Annotated in this window: 13 protein-coding genes; 7 read left to right on the top strand and 6 right to left on the bottom strand. The window is 63.5% G+C overall.

Annotation, left to right across the window (positions count from 1 at the left end; genetic code table 11):
- The first annotated feature begins 56 nt into the window (after positions 1-56).
- From mnmG to pepN, 5 genes are all read left to right on the top strand, one after another.
- Positions 57-1,907 (top strand): tRNA uridine-5-carboxymethylaminomethyl(34) synthesis enzyme MnmG, encoded by a 1,851-nt coding sequence (gene mnmG / locus AAC640_RS11335; protein ID WP_340266317.1) that lies wholly within the window; start codon positions 57-59, stop codon positions 1,905-1,907.
- Positions 1,904-2,545, top strand: coding sequence for a 16S rRNA (guanine(527)-N(7))-methyltransferase RsmG (rsmG, locus tag AAC640_RS11330; protein ID WP_340266315.1), 642 nt, complete (start codon positions 1,904-1,906; stop codon positions 2,543-2,545). Before mnmG ends, rsmG begins: the two co-directional genes overlap by 4 nt.
- Positions 2,542-3,324, top strand: a complete 783-nt coding sequence (locus tag AAC640_RS11325) for a ParA family protein (protein ID WP_340266313.1) — start codon at positions 2,542-2,544, stop codon at positions 3,322-3,324. The genes rsmG and AAC640_RS11325 overlap by 4 nt, the downstream gene beginning before the upstream one ends.
- Positions 3,321-4,244, top strand: coding sequence for a ParB/RepB/Spo0J family partition protein (locus AAC640_RS11320; RefSeq protein WP_340266311.1), 924 nt, complete (start codon positions 3,321-3,323; stop codon positions 4,242-4,244). The genes AAC640_RS11325 and AAC640_RS11320 overlap by 4 nt, the downstream gene beginning before the upstream one ends.
- 70 nt (positions 4,245-4,314) lie before the next feature.
- A complete protein-coding gene (gene pepN / locus AAC640_RS11315) occupies positions 4,315-6,915 on the top strand; it encodes an aminopeptidase N (protein ID WP_340266309.1) in 2,601 nt (866 codons plus the stop codon).
- Between the two features lie 35 nt (positions 6,916-6,950).
- Here the strand turns inward: pepN and AAC640_RS11310 are convergent, their stop codons facing one another.
- The 4 genes from AAC640_RS11310 to AAC640_RS11295 are packed head-to-tail and all read right to left on the bottom strand — an operon-like array spanning position 6,951 to position 10,524.
- On the bottom strand, positions 6,951-7,565 hold the full coding sequence (locus AAC640_RS11310; RefSeq protein ID WP_340266471.1) for an ABC-type transport auxiliary lipoprotein family protein: 615 nt from the start codon (positions 7,563-7,565) through the stop codon (positions 6,951-6,953).
- An 11-nt stretch (positions 7,566-7,576) separates the two neighbouring features.
- Positions 7,577-8,539, bottom strand: coding sequence for an MlaD family protein (locus AAC640_RS11305; RefSeq protein ID WP_340266307.1), 963 nt, complete (start codon positions 8,537-8,539; stop codon positions 7,577-7,579).
- 3 nt (positions 8,540-8,542) lie between these two features.
- A complete protein-coding gene (locus AAC640_RS11300) occupies positions 8,543-9,415 on the bottom strand; it encodes an ABC transporter ATP-binding protein (RefSeq protein WP_340266305.1) in 873 nt (290 codons plus the stop codon).
- On the bottom strand, positions 9,415-10,524 hold the full coding sequence (locus AAC640_RS11295; RefSeq protein WP_340266303.1) for an MlaE family lipid ABC transporter permease subunit: 1,110 nt from the start codon (positions 10,522-10,524) through the stop codon (positions 9,415-9,417). The genes AAC640_RS11300 and AAC640_RS11295 overlap by 1 nt, the downstream gene beginning before the upstream one ends.
- 97 nt (positions 10,525-10,621) lie before the next feature.
- Between AAC640_RS11295 and AAC640_RS11290 the strand changes: the two genes are divergently transcribed.
- A complete protein-coding gene (locus tag AAC640_RS11290; protein ID WP_340266301.1) occupies positions 10,622-11,296 on the top strand; it encodes an HAD family hydrolase in 675 nt (224 codons plus the stop codon).
- A 68-nt stretch (positions 11,297-11,364) separates the two neighbouring features.
- Here the strand turns inward: AAC640_RS11290 and AAC640_RS11285 are convergent, their stop codons facing one another.
- Positions 11,365-12,690: a cystathionine gamma-synthase family protein gene (locus AAC640_RS11285; protein ID WP_340266299.1), complete on the bottom strand. Its 1,326-nt coding sequence runs from the start codon at positions 12,688-12,690 to the stop codon at positions 11,365-11,367.
- A gap of 145 nt (positions 12,691-12,835) precedes the next feature.
- Here AAC640_RS11285 and AAC640_RS11280 point away from each other — a divergent pair, with 145 nt between their 5' ends.
- Positions 12,836-15,247, top strand: coding sequence for a ligase-associated DNA damage response DEXH box helicase (locus tag AAC640_RS11280; RefSeq protein ID WP_340266297.1), 2,412 nt, complete (start codon positions 12,836-12,838; stop codon positions 15,245-15,247).
- Positions 15,248-15,283: 36 nt separating this feature from the next.
- Here the strand turns inward: AAC640_RS11280 and AAC640_RS11275 are convergent, their stop codons facing one another.
- The gene (locus AAC640_RS11275; protein WP_340266296.1) at positions 15,284-15,520 is read right to left on the bottom strand and encodes a hypothetical protein; all 237 of its coding nucleotides are present in this window, start codon (positions 15,518-15,520) and stop codon (positions 15,284-15,286) included.
- Positions 15,521-15,825: the final 305 nt, after the last annotated feature.

Below are 15,825 nucleotides of genomic sequence, written 5' to 3'. Positions count from 1 at the left end.
TGTTCCACGTGGAACAGTTTTGACCCGACGCCCTCTCATCTGATAAGGGCGCGGCCATGCGAACAGGCTATGATGTGATTGTTGTGGGCGGTGGCCATGCCGGCTGCGAAGCGGCTGCGGCTGCGGCCCGCAAGGGCGCGACCGTCGCGCTCCTTACCTTCGACAGGGCGACCGTCGGAGCCATGTCCTGCAACCCGGCTATTGGCGGCCTGGGCAAGGGCCATCTTGTCCGCGAAGTGGATGCCTTGGACGGGTTGATCGGTTTGGCGGCCGACGCCGCTGCCATCCATTATCGCATGTTGAACAGCAGCAAGGGCGCCGCCGTTCAGGGGCCTCGCGTCCAGGCCGACAGGACCCATTATCGCGCTGCCATTCATCGGCTACTGGAAGCACAAGCCGGTCTTGACATTGTCGAAGGCGAGGCCGGCGCGCTGTGGCTGGAGCGGGGTCAGGTTGCGGGACTGGAGCTTGCCGATGGCAGCCGGATGGCCGCGTGCGCTGTCGTTCTCGCCACCGGCACCTTTCTGGGCGGCAAGCTTTTCAGGGGCGAGGAGGTCAGCGCTGGCGGCCGCACAGGGGAGCGCGCGGCCACGGCCTTGGGCGTGCAGCTTCGTGCCATGGCTCTGCCAATCGGAAGGCTGAAGACCGGCACGCCGCCCCGCCTCGACAGCCGCACCATCGACTGGTCCAGGCTGGAGGAGCAGCCCTCCGACGAGGGTGGCTGGACAATGTCGGCGCTTTCCGCTGGCCGGCTGCTGCCGCAGCTGCGCTGCGCGATCACCCGCACCAATGGCCGGACGCACGCGATCATTCGCGAGGGGCTTGGCCGGTCTCCCTTGTTCAGCGGCGCGATCGAGGGCAGGGGGCCGCGCTATTGCCCATCGATTGAAGATAAGGTGATCCGCTTCGGTGATCGGGATGGCCACCAGATTTTCCTGGAGCCGGAGGGACTGGCGGATCATCTGGTCTATCCCAACGGCATCAGCACTTCGCTTCCGGCTGACGTGCAGCTCGATTTGGTTCGGTCGATGGACGGACTCGAACGGGTCGACATCGTCGTCCCGGGCTATGCTGTCGAATATGACCACATCGACCCCCGCGCCCTTGACAGAACATTGGAGGTGCGAGACGTGCCCGGCCTCTTCTGTGCGGGCCAGATTAATGGCACGACGGGCTATGAGGAGGCCGCGGCGCAGGGTCTGGTAGCAGGTGTCAATGCCGCTGCCCATGCGCTGAATCAGGCGCCAATGGTTCTTGACCGCGCGAGCAGCTACATCGGCGTCATGATCGATGACCTGGTACTCCAGGGCGTTACCGAACCCTATCGTATGTTGACGGCCCGGGCTGAATATCGCCTCCACCTCCGCGCCGATAATGCCGGCTCCCGCCTCGGTGCGATCGGGGCAGAGCATGGGGTCATCGGGCCGGTTCGGGCGCGTCACTATGCTCGCGCGGCGGCGGAACGTGATCGGCTCGAAGCGCAACTGGCGCGGACGATGAGCGCAACGGAGATGGCGAGATCCGGCGCGGCGGTTCGGCAGGATGGTGCGCGCCGCACCTTGTTTGACTGGGCCCGCTTCCCGGAGGTGAGCCGGCAGCTGCTGGTAGAGCTTGCACCTGCCTTGCAAGACGTGCGCCCGGCGCTGCGAGACGAAATATTGGAGGACGCACATTATGCGCCCTATCTTGAACGTCAGGCCAGCGAGATCGCGGAGCTGCGCCGGAATGAACGTGTCGCCATTCCGTCCGACTTCAACTTCGCTTCGGTGGGCGGATTGTCCACCGAGATGGTTGAGCGCCTAGACCGAGCGCGCCCCGACACTCTGGCAGCAGCCAGTCGGATCAGGGGCATCACGCCGGCTGCCTTGGCCGCCTTGCTGGTTCACGTGCGCCGGCGGGCGGCATGACCGAAGAGGAAGCGCGCGCTTGGTTGAACGTTCACTTTTCTGTTCCACGTGAAACATGGAACAAGCTGGAGCGCTTCGTGGCTCTCCTGCTGGCGGGCATGACGGAACAGAATCTGATCGCGGAATCCACGCGCGATCATGTCTGGGCACGACACATCCTGGACTCGGCTCAGCTTCTCCCGCTCACCCGTCGAGCAGGTGAGGGCGTTTGGCTGGACCTTGGTTCAGGCGCTGGGCTGCCCGCGGTTGTTATTGCGATCTTGGCCGACCGCCCGGTAACGATGTTGGAATCCCGTCGCAAGCGGATCGATTTCCTGAGCAGCGTGGTGGACGAATTGGGTTTGGCGCACGCGACCGTCAGGGGCGGACGGGTCGAGGCTGCGCCGGCACAGGACGCCGCTGTCATCAGTGCCCGCGCCTACGCGCCGCTGCCGCGGCTGTTCGACTCGGCGCTGCACTTATCCACAGATCGGACCATTTGGGTGCTGCCAAAGGGACGAAATGCGCAAAATGAACTGGAGGCCGCCCGCCCGGCATGGCAAGGTGTGTTTCACGTGGAACGCAGCGTCACGGATCCCGACAGCGCCATCATCATTGCGCAGGCGGTCCGGGCCAGGGGCAGGAAGGGTACAGGATGATCCGCATCGCCATTGCCAACCAAAAGGGGGGGGTAGGGAAGACCACGACAGCCATCAACCTCGCCACCGGCTTGGCCGCAACCGGTCATCGGGTCCTGCTGGTCGATCTGGATCCGCAGGGCAATGCCTCCACCGGCCTCGGAGTCAATCAGGCAGATCGTGTTCGCTCCAGCTATGACCTGCTGGTCGGCAACTGCCCGTTGGAAGATGCCGTCCTGCCAACCCGGGTGCCTAAACTCGATATCGTGCCCGCTACGCAGGACCTTTCGGGTGCGGAGATCGAACTGATTGAATATGAAGAACGGACCCACCGTCTCGACCGCGTTCTGAATGAGGCGCAGACGGGTCGCTGGGACATCTGTCTGGTCGACTGCCCGCCCTCGCTTGGCTTGCTCACCATCAACGCGATGGTCGCGGCGCAGTCCCTGGTCGTGCCGCTGCAATGCGAGTTCTTCGCGCTGGAGGGATTGTCCCAGTTATTGCAAACGGTCGAGAGAATTCGTGGCCGGTTCAATCGGGGCTTGTCGATTATGGGGGTGGCGCTGACCATGTACGACCGGCGCAATCGCCTGACCGATCAGGTCGCTGACGATGTGCGCGCCTGTCTAGGCGATCTCGTCTTTTCCACCGTGATTCCGCGCAATGTGCGGCTCTCCGAAGCGCCCAGCCACGGCGTACCCGCATTGATCTACGATTTCCGCTGCTCGGGGTCAGAAGCCTATATGCGGCTCGCGCGGGAGGTTATTTCACGTTTGCCCCAGCAGGAGGTTGCGGCTTGACCAACGATCAGGACGAAAAAGTAAAGGTGGGCAAACGTCCGCAAGGTTTGGGTCGCGGCCTCTCTGCGCTGCTAGGCGACGTCAGCCGCGAAGAGCCGGTGGCGTCGACCACGTCGATTGCGTCCACCAAGGCGATACACAGCATCGAGGTTGCGCTGATCCAGCCTCACCCGGAACAGCCGCGCCGTCATTTCGATGACGACGCGCTCGCCGAACTGGCTGACAGTATCAGCAAGCGCGGCGTCATCCAGCCGATCATCGTTCGCCCGCATGGCGGCGGTTTCCAGATCGTCGCCGGCGAGCGCCGCTGGCGCGCAGCCCAGCGCGCGCAACTGCATCGTATTCCCGCAATCATTCGTGATTTCAACGAAGCCGAGACTTTGGAAATCGCGCTGGTCGAAAATATCCAGCGCGAGGACTTGAACCCGATCGAGGAAGCGGAGGCCTATCGCAAGCTGATCGGCGAATTCCATCACAGCCAGGAAGCGCTCGGCCGCCTCGTCGGCAAGTCGCGCAGCCATGTCGCCAATCTCATGCGCCTGCTCGATCTTCCTGCCGCCGTGCAGCAGCAGGTTGTCGAACAGAAGCTCTCGATGGGGCACGCCAGAGCGCTGATAGGCGCACCGAATTGCGAAGCCCTCGCCCGCACCATCGAGGCGAAAGGCCTGTCCGTTCGGGACACGGAGCAGCTCGTCCGCCGCAGTAAGAAGGGGGAGGACGCCGCGCCCCAGGCGCGCCAGGGGCGGGACGTCGGCAAAGACGCGGACATCGCGGCCCTCGAACAGCATCTTGCCGACATATTAGGCCTCAAGGTAGAGATCAGCCATGGCGGAGGCGCCGGAGGGATTTTGTCTCTGCGGTATTCGACACTGGATCAACTCGACATGCTGTGCCAGCGGCTCTCTGGCGAGAAGATTTGAGCGCCAGGGAGCGACTGGTTCCGCGCCTCTAACGCTGGCCTTTTGGCATGCGATTCCTTAGGCTCGAGGGATGGCCGACCTGCAATCCCCTCCCGCCGCAGCCCCCCGCGTTATTCGCCGCGAAGATTATCATGTCCCCGACTGGCTGGTTCCGGATGTCAGCCTCGACTTCCGCCTGGACGCGGCGGTCACTCGGGTGCGGGCCATCCTGGACGTAAGGCGCAATGGTAATCACCAGAGGCCTTTGCGGCTCGATGGCGACCAACTCTCGCTGATCGAACTGAAGGTCGACGGATGCTTGCTGAACCCCAGTGAGTGGTCGGAGGAGGATGGCGTGGTCTTTATCGCGCTCCCTTCAGATGTGCACCGCATCGAAACGCTGGTGGAGATCGCGCCCGCGACCAACAGCAAGCTGATGGGCCTTTACGCCAGCGGCGGCCTGCTCTGCACGCAATGCGAGGCCGAAGGCTTCCGCCGTATCACTTTCTTCCCCGATCGGCCCGACATCCTGTCCCGCTATGCTGTCCGGATGGAGGCCGACAAAGCGCTGTACCCGATATTGCTGGCCAATGGCGATCCGGTTGAGCAAGGCGACCTGCCGGGTGGCCGGCACTGGGCGCGCTGGGTCGATCCCTTTCCCAAGCCCTGTTACCTGTTCGCGCTCGTCGCCGGCGACCTTGCCTGCAACCGGGACAGCTTCCGGACAATGAGCGGCCGCACGGTCGGCCTTGGTATCTGGGTCAAAGAGGCCGACCTGCCTCGCACGGCCCACGCGATGCAGGCGCTGAAAAACAGCATGGCCTGGGACGAGCGCGTCTACGGCCGGGAATATGATCTGGACGTATTCAACATCGTCGCGGTGGCCGACTTCAACTTTGGCGCCATGGAGAATAAGGGCCTCAACATCTTCAATTCGCGCTATATTCTCGCCGATCCGGAGACCGCGACCGACATCGACTATGATGGCGTCGAAGGCGTCGTCGCGCATGAATATTTCCATAATTGGTCGGGCAATCGCGTGACCTGCCGCGACTGGTTTCAACTGTCCCTCAAGGAAGGCTTCACCGTCTTTCGTGACCAGAATTTCTCCGCCGACATGGGTAGCCCCTCGGTCAAGCGTATCGAAGACGTGCGAGTTCTGCGCGCCGCACAGTTCCAGGAGGATTCCGGTCCGCTCGCGCATCCGGTCAGACCCGAATCCTATATGGAAATCAGTAACTTCTATACCGCCACGATCTACAACAAGGGGGCGGAGCTGATCCGCATGATGGCGCTGATGCTGGGGCCGGACCGGTTCCGCGCGGGCACCGATCTCTATTTTGAAAGGCATGACGGGCAAGCCGCAACCTGTGAGGATTTCGTCCGTGCCATGGAGGAAGGCGGCGGTATCGATCTCACCCAGTTCCGCCGCTGGTATGAGCAGGCGGGCACGCCTCATGTCCGCGCGAGGCTTGCGCATGATCCGGCTACCGGCACGGCGGAACTGACATTGGAGCAAAGCATCACATCCACGCCCGGCCAACCAGTAAAGCAGCCGATGGCGATCCCCCTGCGCACTGCCCTGTTCGATCGCGAGAGCGGCAAAAACGCGGGAGAGCAGCTTTTGATGCTGACGCAAGACAGGCAGCGTTTCCGATTTGACGGCTTCGCCACCGTGCCGATCCTGTCGATTAATCGCGGCTTTTCAGCACCCGTGATCATGGAGAGCAATTGCAGCCAGGATGATCTCGCTTTCCTTTCGGGCCATGATGACGATCCCTTTGCCCGCTATGAGGCCATGCAGCAGTTGATGGTCAATGTGCTGGTGGGCCGCATAGCCGGGCAGGCGGTGGACGAGACGGCCATAGTTGCCGCGATCCGCGATACGACGGCCGACCAGCAGCTCGACATGGCCTTCATCGCTGAAGCCATCCGTCTGCCCAGCGAGGCCTATCTGGGCGACCAGATGGCGAGCGTCGATCCCGACGCGATCCATGGTGCACGCGAGGCGCTGCAGCGGCGGATCGGCGAGGAACTGGAGCCGTTATGGCGTGAGGTTCATGCGCGCACCAGAGCCAACGGCTTTTCCCTGTCCGCCACGGCCAAGGCCGCACGCAAGCTGCGCAATGTTGCGCTCCAATATCTGGTCGCGTCCGGAACGAAGGATGGCGCCTCCATTGCCTTTGCGCAGTTCCATGATGCCGACAACATGACGGAGCGGCAATCTGCGTTGGCGACGCTCGCTAACGGGAGCAGCGCGGAGCGTGTGGCCGCGCTCGATATTTTCTACAACCGCTATCGCGACGATGCGCTGACGCTCGACAAATGGTTCCAGACCCAGGCCTTCGCCTTCCATCCCGACACCGTCGGACTGGTGGAGGAGTTGGGCCGGCATCCCAATTTCACTCTCGGCAATCCCAACCGGGTGCGGTCGCTTTACGGCGCCTTCGCGGGCAATCAGTGGGCTTTTCATCACGGGTCCGGCAAGGGATATCGGCTGGTGGCGGACTGCATCATTGCGCTTGACCGGCTCAACCCGCAGACTGCGGCGCGGCTGGTGCCGCCACTCGGCCGCTGGCGCCGGTTCGATGAAGGCCGCGCCGCGTTGATGCGGGCAGAATTGCAGCGGATCCTGGCCGAACCAGGCCTGTCCAGGGACGTGACCGAGCAGGCGAGCAAAAGCCTCGATTGATCAGGTCCTGGCGTGAAGCCAGGAGCAACGGGCAATCAGCGTCCGGTTGCCGCCACCCATGCCGCGACGTCTGCCGCCACCTTGTTCGCGGCGCTGTTGATTGGCGCGCCGATCGTGGTCGCATCGATCTTGCCGTTGACGGGGACATGGGCGGTGAAGCGCTGCCGGGCGATAGCGGTGCCGCCGGGCCCCGCGATGATCGCATCATAGGTGACGACGGCGCTGTTGCTCGCTTTATCCAACCCGAATTCGACCAACTCGCCCATCAGCCGCTGGCCGGCATCGGCAGAATATTGGCCGGGATCCAACACGATCCGGTTGCTGGTGGCGGCGATGGTTTCCGCCAACAGCTTCTGGAACAGGTGGCGTGGCGTGTCGGCCCATTGCACCTTCGTCACATAGGCGGTCGAGGTGGGCGTGATCTTCACCGGTACTCGCACCGTGTCGAGCACCTTGGGCGCCTCGGGATCGGCGACGGTTATGGTGGTCCCGGCAGCGACGCTCTGCGTCGTGCCCGGCCCAACCTTCTGCGCGGCGTCCAGCGACAGCAACTGGGAAGGAGGCTTTCCTCCGAAAGAAATGCATCCTGGAAGCGCGAGCAGCAAGGCAATCGCGACCGGCACGCAAAAGCGTTTCTCGTGGAACATCATGGCAGTCCTACTCATGGCTTGTAGTCCGGCAGCTTGGGCGACCCGACGATGGACCCGGCGCCCTGCTGGTCGAGTTTTTCCGCAACGCCCCGGAAGGAACGCGACATTTCGCGCAGGTCGCGCACCAACTGATTCACTTCGGGCATGGTCTGGTTGCTGAAAGCCTTCACGCCCGGCTGCGCTTCCGCAATTGTCTTGTCGAGCGTGTCGATGCTGCGGGTCGCCGCCTGGACGCTCTTGCGCAGATCGGCCATCAGCGGCTTGCCTTCGTCCGTCAGCATCGAATCGGTCGTCGCCGCAAGCTTGCCGATCTGCTCGGCGGCAATGCCCGTGCGCTGCACCGCCACACGCGCCTCCGCGAGTGTGGCCGCGATCTCGGGACTGCGGTCGGCGAGCGAGCCCGACAGCCGTTCGACATTGGCGAGGATGCCGGCGATCGACTGCTGATTCTTGTCATTGAGCAGTTCCGTGAGTCGCTCCGTCAGGGTGGAGAGGCGCTCCAGCAACTGCGGCGCATTGTTGAGCAATTCCCCCAGCGCTCCCGGCTTGGTCGGGATGACCGGAACGCCGTCAGGACAGGAAGCGAGCGGCTTCTCGGCCGGACAGGTAATGGGCGGCGCGCCCTTCACCGCGCCATCCAGAACGATCTCGCTGACCCCTGTAAACCCGACGCCGGAGACGGTCGCGGTCGTGCCCTGCAGCACCGGCGTACCCTCCTTCACGGAGATCCGGACCCTGACGAAGCTGGGGTCCTGCTTCCACAGCTCGATCTTTTCGACCTGGCCGGACGGCACTCCGGAATAGTTGACGCTCGATCCCTTGGCGAGCCCGTTCACCGACTGCTTGAAGAAGATGTCATATTCCATGTTATTGCCCTGCGACAGGCGCGAGAACCAGAAAGCTGCGATCATGATGGCCGCCAGCAGCAGCAGTGTGACCGTGCCCACCAGCACATGATTGGAGCGGGTTTCCATATCCTATCGCCTTCCGTCCGACGGGCTTCCGGCCGTCTTTTCGCGTGTCCGGGCCACGGCCGCTGTCGCGGCGCGGCCGCGGGGGCCGTTGAAATATTCCTGGATCCAGGGATGATCCGTGGCCAACAGTTCATCAATCGTGCCGACCGCGATGACCTTGTGATCCGCCAGCACCGCCACCCGATCACAGATCGAATAAAGTGTGTCGAGATCATGAGTGATGAGGAAGACGGTGAGGCCCAGCGTCTGCTGCAACTTGCGCGTCTGATCATCGAAAGCCGCCGCGCCGATCGGGTCGAGCCCCGCCGTCGGCTCGTCGAGGAAGAGCAGGTCCGGGTCCAACGCCAGAGCACGGGCAAGGCCGGCGCGTTTCTTCATGCCGCCCGATAGCTCCGCGGGATATTTGGGGCCTGCCTCTGCGGGCAGGCCGGTCATGCGAATCTTGTAGGCCGCGATCTCGTCGCGCAGTTGCGGTCCGATATTGGGATAATATTCACGGATCGGCACTTCGACATTTTCGGCGACCGTCAGGGTGGAAAACAGCGCGCCGCCCTGGAACAGCACGCCCCAGCGCTTGCGGATCGCCAGTGCCTCGTCGTCCAGCCGCCCGATCATGGATTCGCCGAAGACCTGGACTTCGCCTTCCTCGGGCGTCTGCAATCCGATGATGGAGCGCATCAGCACCGACTTGCCGGTGCCCGATCCGCCGACCACGCCCAATATCTCGCCCTTGCGCACGTCGAGGTCCAGCCCTTCATGCACGATCTGGTCGCCGAAACCGTTCTTGAGGCCGCGGACGGAAATGGCGATGTCGTTCTTCTCGACCGCCTTTTCGACGCGCGCTTCCTCGGCGGCGACATCTTCCTCGGGCGCCATCAGTTCCAGCCTACCCAGGTGAAGAAGACCGCGAAGAAGGCGTCAATCACGATGACGAGGAAGATCGCCTGGACGACGGCGGAGGTGGTGCGCAAACCGACTTCTTCGGCATTACCCTTGACCTGCATGCCCTGGAAGCAGCCCGACAGCGCGATGATGATGCCAAAGACCGGCGCCTTGATCAGGCCGACCCACAAATCCGTGATGGGCACAACTTCGCGCAGGCGCTGGATGAAGGTGATTGGCGGAATTTCCAGCGAAACGGCGCACAGGAATCCGCCGCCGATGATCGCGACGATGGAGGAATAGAAACTGAGCAGCGGCATCATCACCACCACAGCCAGCGTGCGCGGCAGCACCAGCGCTTCCATCGGCGACACCCCGATGGTGCGCATGGCGTCGATTTCCTCGGTCAGCTTCATTGTGCCCAGCTGCGCGGCAAAGGAGGACCCGGACCGGCCGGCGACCATGATCGCGGTCATCAGCACGCCCAGTTCTCGGAAGGTCAGCCGGCCGACCAGGTTTATGGTGAGCATCTCCATGCCGAACTGGCGCAACTGCACCGAACCCTGCTGGGCGATGACGATGCCGATGAGGAAGCTCATCAGGCCGATGATACCCAGGGCAGACACGCCCACCACCTCGAAGCGCTGCACCACCGCATTGACGCGAAAGCGACTCGGATGCCGGATCACGTTCCAGGAGGCGATCAATGTTCCGCCAAAAAAGCCCAGCAGGCCGAGCAGCGTTGTGCCGGCATTGACCACTGCCTCACCGATCTGGCCAACGACACGCTGCCAGGGCGGGACATGATCCGGGCGGATGTTCACCGGCTCGTCCATGCGGCTGACCGCTTCGATCAGGCGTTGGGCATCCTCGTTGGTGCCGATAACGCCGCACCCCAGCCGCTTGGCGGTGCGGTGTATCGTCCACGCGCCAATAGTGTCCATATGGTCGACGGCCGACAGGTCGAGGGCGGCGACCGGCGCCTGCAACTGGTCGAGCCGCGAAGGCAGGTCATGCAGGGAGGCGATTGAAAGATGGCCGGACAGCCGCACCAGCGAGCCGCCGTCGCGCGGCTCCACAACAAGATCGGCGGCTTTGTTCATCAAGCGGAGATGTGGTCCATTATCGGTTGCGCGGCAAGCCGAAACGGCCCATCCGCACGGTAGAACGTTAACCTAAGGGAAAAGTTTCGGGAACGGCATGACACATCGTCTTGCGATATATGACATGGATCGCACAGTGACCTTCACCGGCACCTATACAGGCTTTCTTATCCACGTCGCGCGGTCGATGGCGCCCTGGCGTTTGGCCCTGCTCCCCCTCGTCCTGCTGCTCATGCTGGCCTATGTGCTGAAGCTTGTCAGCCGCCAGCGGCTGAAGGAACTTAATCAGGCGCTGATGATCGGTCCTCATGTCGAAAGGGCGAAACTGATGCCCCATGTCGAAAGCTATGCGGACAAGGTAGTGGCGCATAACGTTCGCGCCGGTGCACTGGCACAGATCGCCCGCGACAAGGCTGACGGCTGCCGGCTGGTGCTCGCGACCGCATCATACCGCCTTTATGTCGAACCGATCGCCCGTCGCCTGGGCTTCGACGCGGTCATCGCGACCGATCATCTGAGCCAGGACCTGCGCTATGTGCGGGCCAAGATTGCCGGCGAGAATTGCTACGACACGGGCAAGCTGCGGATGATCAAGGCGTGGATGGCCGCGCAGGCGATCGACCGCGGCGACGCTTACATTCGCGCCTATTCGGATCATGTGTCCGATGTCCCGATGTTGGAATTCGCCGACCTCGCCTTCGCCTCCAACCCGCACCGGCCGTTGGCGAAACTTGCAGCCGCGCGCGGCTGGAAGCGGGTGGACTGGAACTGATCCCGTTGGGGTTTAAAGGACGGGCGAGAGCAGCGGCTGCCCCACCAGCAGGACCGGCCGCTTCCCGGTCATCCCACCGCCTGCAGGGCCTGCGTGAAGTCGGCGATCAGATCGTCGGCGTCCTCGCAGCCGATCGAGATGCGCACCATATTGTCGGTGATCCCCAGCGCCTTCTTGCGCTCGGCCGGGACCGACAGGTGCGTCATCGCGGCCGGATGGCTGGCCAGCGTCTCCGTGCCGCCCAGGCTGACGGCCAGCTTCGCGATCTTGAGCGCGTCGAGGAAGGCAAAGGCTTCGGCTTCATCGCCCTTTAGGTAAAGCGAAAAAGTGGAGCCCGCACCCGTGCAATGGCGGCGGTAGATGTCCGCCTGCCGCTCCGTTTCTGGAAAGCCCAGATAGACGACTTTCTCTACCCGTGGCTGGTCCTTGAGCCAGGCGCAGACCTTGGCCGCATTCTCGCCCGCACGGGTCATGCGCAGTTCCAGCGTCTCCAGGCTGCGCAGCAGCATCCAGGCCGAATGCGGATCAAGGATCGTGCCGATCGTGTTGCGCATCAGCCGGATGCTGTTGATGAGGCCGACGGGCCCCAGCACGCCCCCTGCCACCAGATCGCTGTGCCCGCCTGCATATTTGGTAAGGCTGTAGATGACCAGGTCGGCACCATGGCTGAGCGGATGGTGCCAGAGCGGCCCAAGGAACGTATTGTCGATCGCGATCGGCGGCTTGGCGTCATCGCCGCCGAACTTCCGGTCGCGCTGGCGCGCGACTGCCTCCAGGTCGACCAGAACATTGGTCGGATTGGCGGGACTTTCCAGATAGATGAGCGCGACGCGGCCAGTTCCTTTGGCCCGTTCGATCACCGCGCCAATCTCTTCCTCCGTCGCGCCTGCGGGAAAATCGAGCCATTGCACGCCGAACTTGCCCAATATGCGGCCGATGAGCGCCTCGGTGGCGGCGTACAGCGGCGCCGAATGAACGATGACGTCTCCCGGCTGCACCAGCGCCAACAGGGTCGTGGCGATAGCCGACATGCCGCTGGAAAAGAGCAGGGCATCCTCTGCTTCTTCCCACACCGCCAGGCGGTCCTCGGCGATTTCCTGGTTCGGACCGTTGAACCGCGAATAGACCAGCCCCTCCGCGCCACCGGGGCGAATGCCGGTCACCCCTTCGAAATGCCGCTTACCCGCGGCCGCGCTTTCGAACGCAAAGGTGGAGGTGAGGAAGATCGGCGGTTTGAGCGAGCCTTCGGACAGCATCGGGTCATAGCCATGGCCCATCATCAGCGTGGCGGGTTTCAGCTTGCGCCCGCCAATCTCCCTGATCGGCTGCTTGGGACGGCGCCGGTTGCGTGTGGGTTCGGCGCCCGTCAGATCGGCTTCATTTTCGCCGCTCATCTTGTTCTCCTGCTCGTAGGCGGCATATCTGCTGCGCCGCTCGGATGATGAAAGTGTAACGCTTTTGTGGACGAAAGAGCCAGCCGCAGAAGGTGGCAGGCAGGAAGAGGGTGAACTCAGCCGGAAGTCCTCCTACATCCCCCCCATGAGCCAAAGCCTACCCGAACCGCTGGAGCGATGGTTCACCTCGCGCGGCTGGGCACCGCGCCGTCATCAGATCGACATGCTGGCCGCCGCGCGACAAGGCGAGCATGCGCTACTGGTCGCGCCCACCGGAGCAGGCAAGACGCTCGCCGGCTTTCTGGCCACCCTCACCGACCTGATCGACCATCCTTCGGAGGGCCTCCACACGCTCTACGTCTCGCCGCTCAAGGCGTTGGCGGTGGACGTGCGCCGCAATCTCCTTACGCCCATCGAGGAGATGGGGCTGCCGATCCGCGTGGAAACCCGCACCGGCGACACGCCCTCGGACCGCAAGGCGCGTCAGCGCGCTCGCCCGCCGCAGATCCTGCTTACCACTCCCGAATCGCTGTCGCTGCTGCTGAGCTACCCCGATAGCTTCCTGCTCTTTTCCTCGCTCAAGACCGTCATCGTCGATGAGGTCCATGCCTTTGCGACGCAGAAACGGGGCGACCTGCTCAGCCTGTCGCTGTCCCGGCTGCAGGCGATAAACCCCTCGCTGCGCCGGGTTGCGCTGTCCGCCACGGTGGCCGATGTCGACGCCTATCGCGCCTGGCTTGCGCCCGACGGCGACATCGACGCCGTGACGCCGGTAATCGGCGAGGCAGGCGCTGAACCGAACGTCGCGATCCTGATTCCCGAAGGCCGCATTCCCTGGTCGGGCCATAGCGGCAAATATGCCGCACGGCAGGTGATGGCGGAAATCGAACGGCGCGCGACCACGCTGGTCTTCTGCAACACGCGCGGGCTTGCCGAACTCATCTTCCAGGAACTCTGGTCGGTGAACGACGCCAACCTGCCCATCGCCATCCACCATGGCAGCCTGTCGATCGAGGCGCGGCGCAAGGTGGAAAGCGCGATGGCGACCGGCAAGCTGCGGGCTCTGGTGGCGACGGCCAGCCTGGACCTCGGCGTCGACTGGGGCAATGTCGACTGTGTCATCCAGATGGGCGCACCCAAGGGCAGTTCCCGCCTGCTTCAGCGCATCGGTCGCGCCAATCACCGGCTCGACCAACCCAGCGAGGCGATCCTGATCCCCGGCAACCGCTTCGAATATCTGGAAGCGCGCGCCGCGCTGGACGCGGTGGAGGAAGGGGAGCGCGACAGCGATGACTTCCGGCCCGGCGCGCTCGATGTTCTTGCCCAGCATGTCATGGGCCTCGCCTGCGCCGCACCCTTTCGGCAGGAGGACCTGCTCGACGAAGTCCGTTCGGCGTTGCCCTATTCCGGGATCACCGAGGAAGCCTTCAGCCATGTCCTCCATTTCATCGAAGGCGGTGGCTATGCGCTGCGTGCCTATGATCGCTTCAAGCGCCTCACTCAGGATCCCGACGGCCTCTGGCGCGTCTCCCACCCGCGCTTCATCCAGCAGCATCGGCTGAACGCCGGCATCATTGTCGACCAGCCCGCGCTCGCGGTACGCTTCGCCAATGGTCGCAAGCTCGGTACGGTAGAGGAGGGTTTTGCCGCCACGCTACGGCCGGGCGACAGCTTTTTCTTTTCCGGCATGGCGCTCGAAGTCGTGCGCATGGACGTCACCGACCTGATCGTCCGCGCCACCGCCAAGCAGGCGCGCATCCCGAGCTGGGGCGGCACGCGCATGGCCATGTCCACACGGCTGGCCGACCGGGTCCGTCATTTCCTGGCGGAACCGCAGGAATGGCATCGATTCCCCGACGACGTGCGCGAATGGCTGGAGGTGCAGCAGCAACGCTCGGCCTTGCCGCAGCCAGGCCAGCTGCTCGTCGAAACCTTCCCTCATGAGGGGCGCCATTATCTCCTCTGCTACAGTTTCGAAGGCTGGAACGCGCATCAGTCCCTAGGCATGCTACTCACCCGCCGCATGGACGCGCAGGGGCTGATGCCGCTGGGTTTTGTGTCCAACGACTATGCGCTGGCAATTTATGGACTCAAGCCTGTGACCGACCCGCAGACCCTCTTTTCCGCCGACATTCTCGATCATGAATTCATCGACTGGGTCGAACAGTCGAGCCTTCTGAAACGTGCCTTCCGCGACGTGGCGGTGATCAGCGGCCTGATCGAGCGGCAGCATCCGGGCAAGCGCAAGACCGGGCGGCAGGTCACCTTTTCGACTGACCTCATCTATGATGTCCTGCGGAAATATCAGCCGGACCATCTGCTGCTGAAGGCGGCATGGGCCGACGCGCGTGCGCGGATGACCGATGTCGGGCGCCTGGGTGACCTCATCGATCGCGCCAGCGCCACGATGCTGCACATGCCGCTCGAAAGGGTTAGCCCGCTTGCTGTCCCGGTGCTGATCATCATCGGCCGTGAACAGGTGGCGCAGGCGGCTGCCGACGATGCGCTGCTGATGGAAGCCGAAGCGCTGGTGACGAAAGCGATGCGCCTGGACTAGAGGGTTCCATCCGATTGCATCCGCTTGGAAGCCGCTCTAAAAATCCTCGCGTACGCCCCCGCAGCCCTTGAGCGTGCCCTCATCATAGGAAATGGAAACGCGGTCCGCCCACACCGCGTCGCTCATGCCGTCGCTGCAGGGGCCTTCAGTGACGGTCATGGCGAAGCCTTGGCCCAGATAGCGGATTGCCTTTCCGTCATCGGTGCGGGCGATGGCAAAGCGCTTCGGTGCGCGATCGGGGCGTTCAAGGTGCAGGACAGATCCCTTAACCATCACTGCCCAAAAAGGCTCTGTTCCGATGGCTCGATACCGTGTCTCACTGCTGGGCGGCGCCGGCTTCATCGCTGCGGCGCTCGATCCTTCGCGCGCATCAAGGGAAGGAGGAGGAGGGGAGGACGGCGTCCTTTCAGCGTCAACCTGCCGTTCGACGATAGGCACTCTGGCCACCGGAACCTCATTCCTCGGCAACGGGCCGGACCCGCGGTCCCCCTGGCCGCAGGCTGCCAGCAGGATGATGGCCGGGAGCAACAGCCCGACATTCAGTGTCCGGGGGCGCATATGCCCATTGGCAACGCGAT

It is taken from the genome of Sphingobium mellinum, assembly GCF_037860795.1.
GTDB lineage: Bacteria > Pseudomonadota > Alphaproteobacteria > Sphingomonadales > Sphingomonadaceae > Sphingobium > Sphingobium mellinum.
This window is presented reverse-complemented; position numbering and strand designations above follow the sequence as displayed.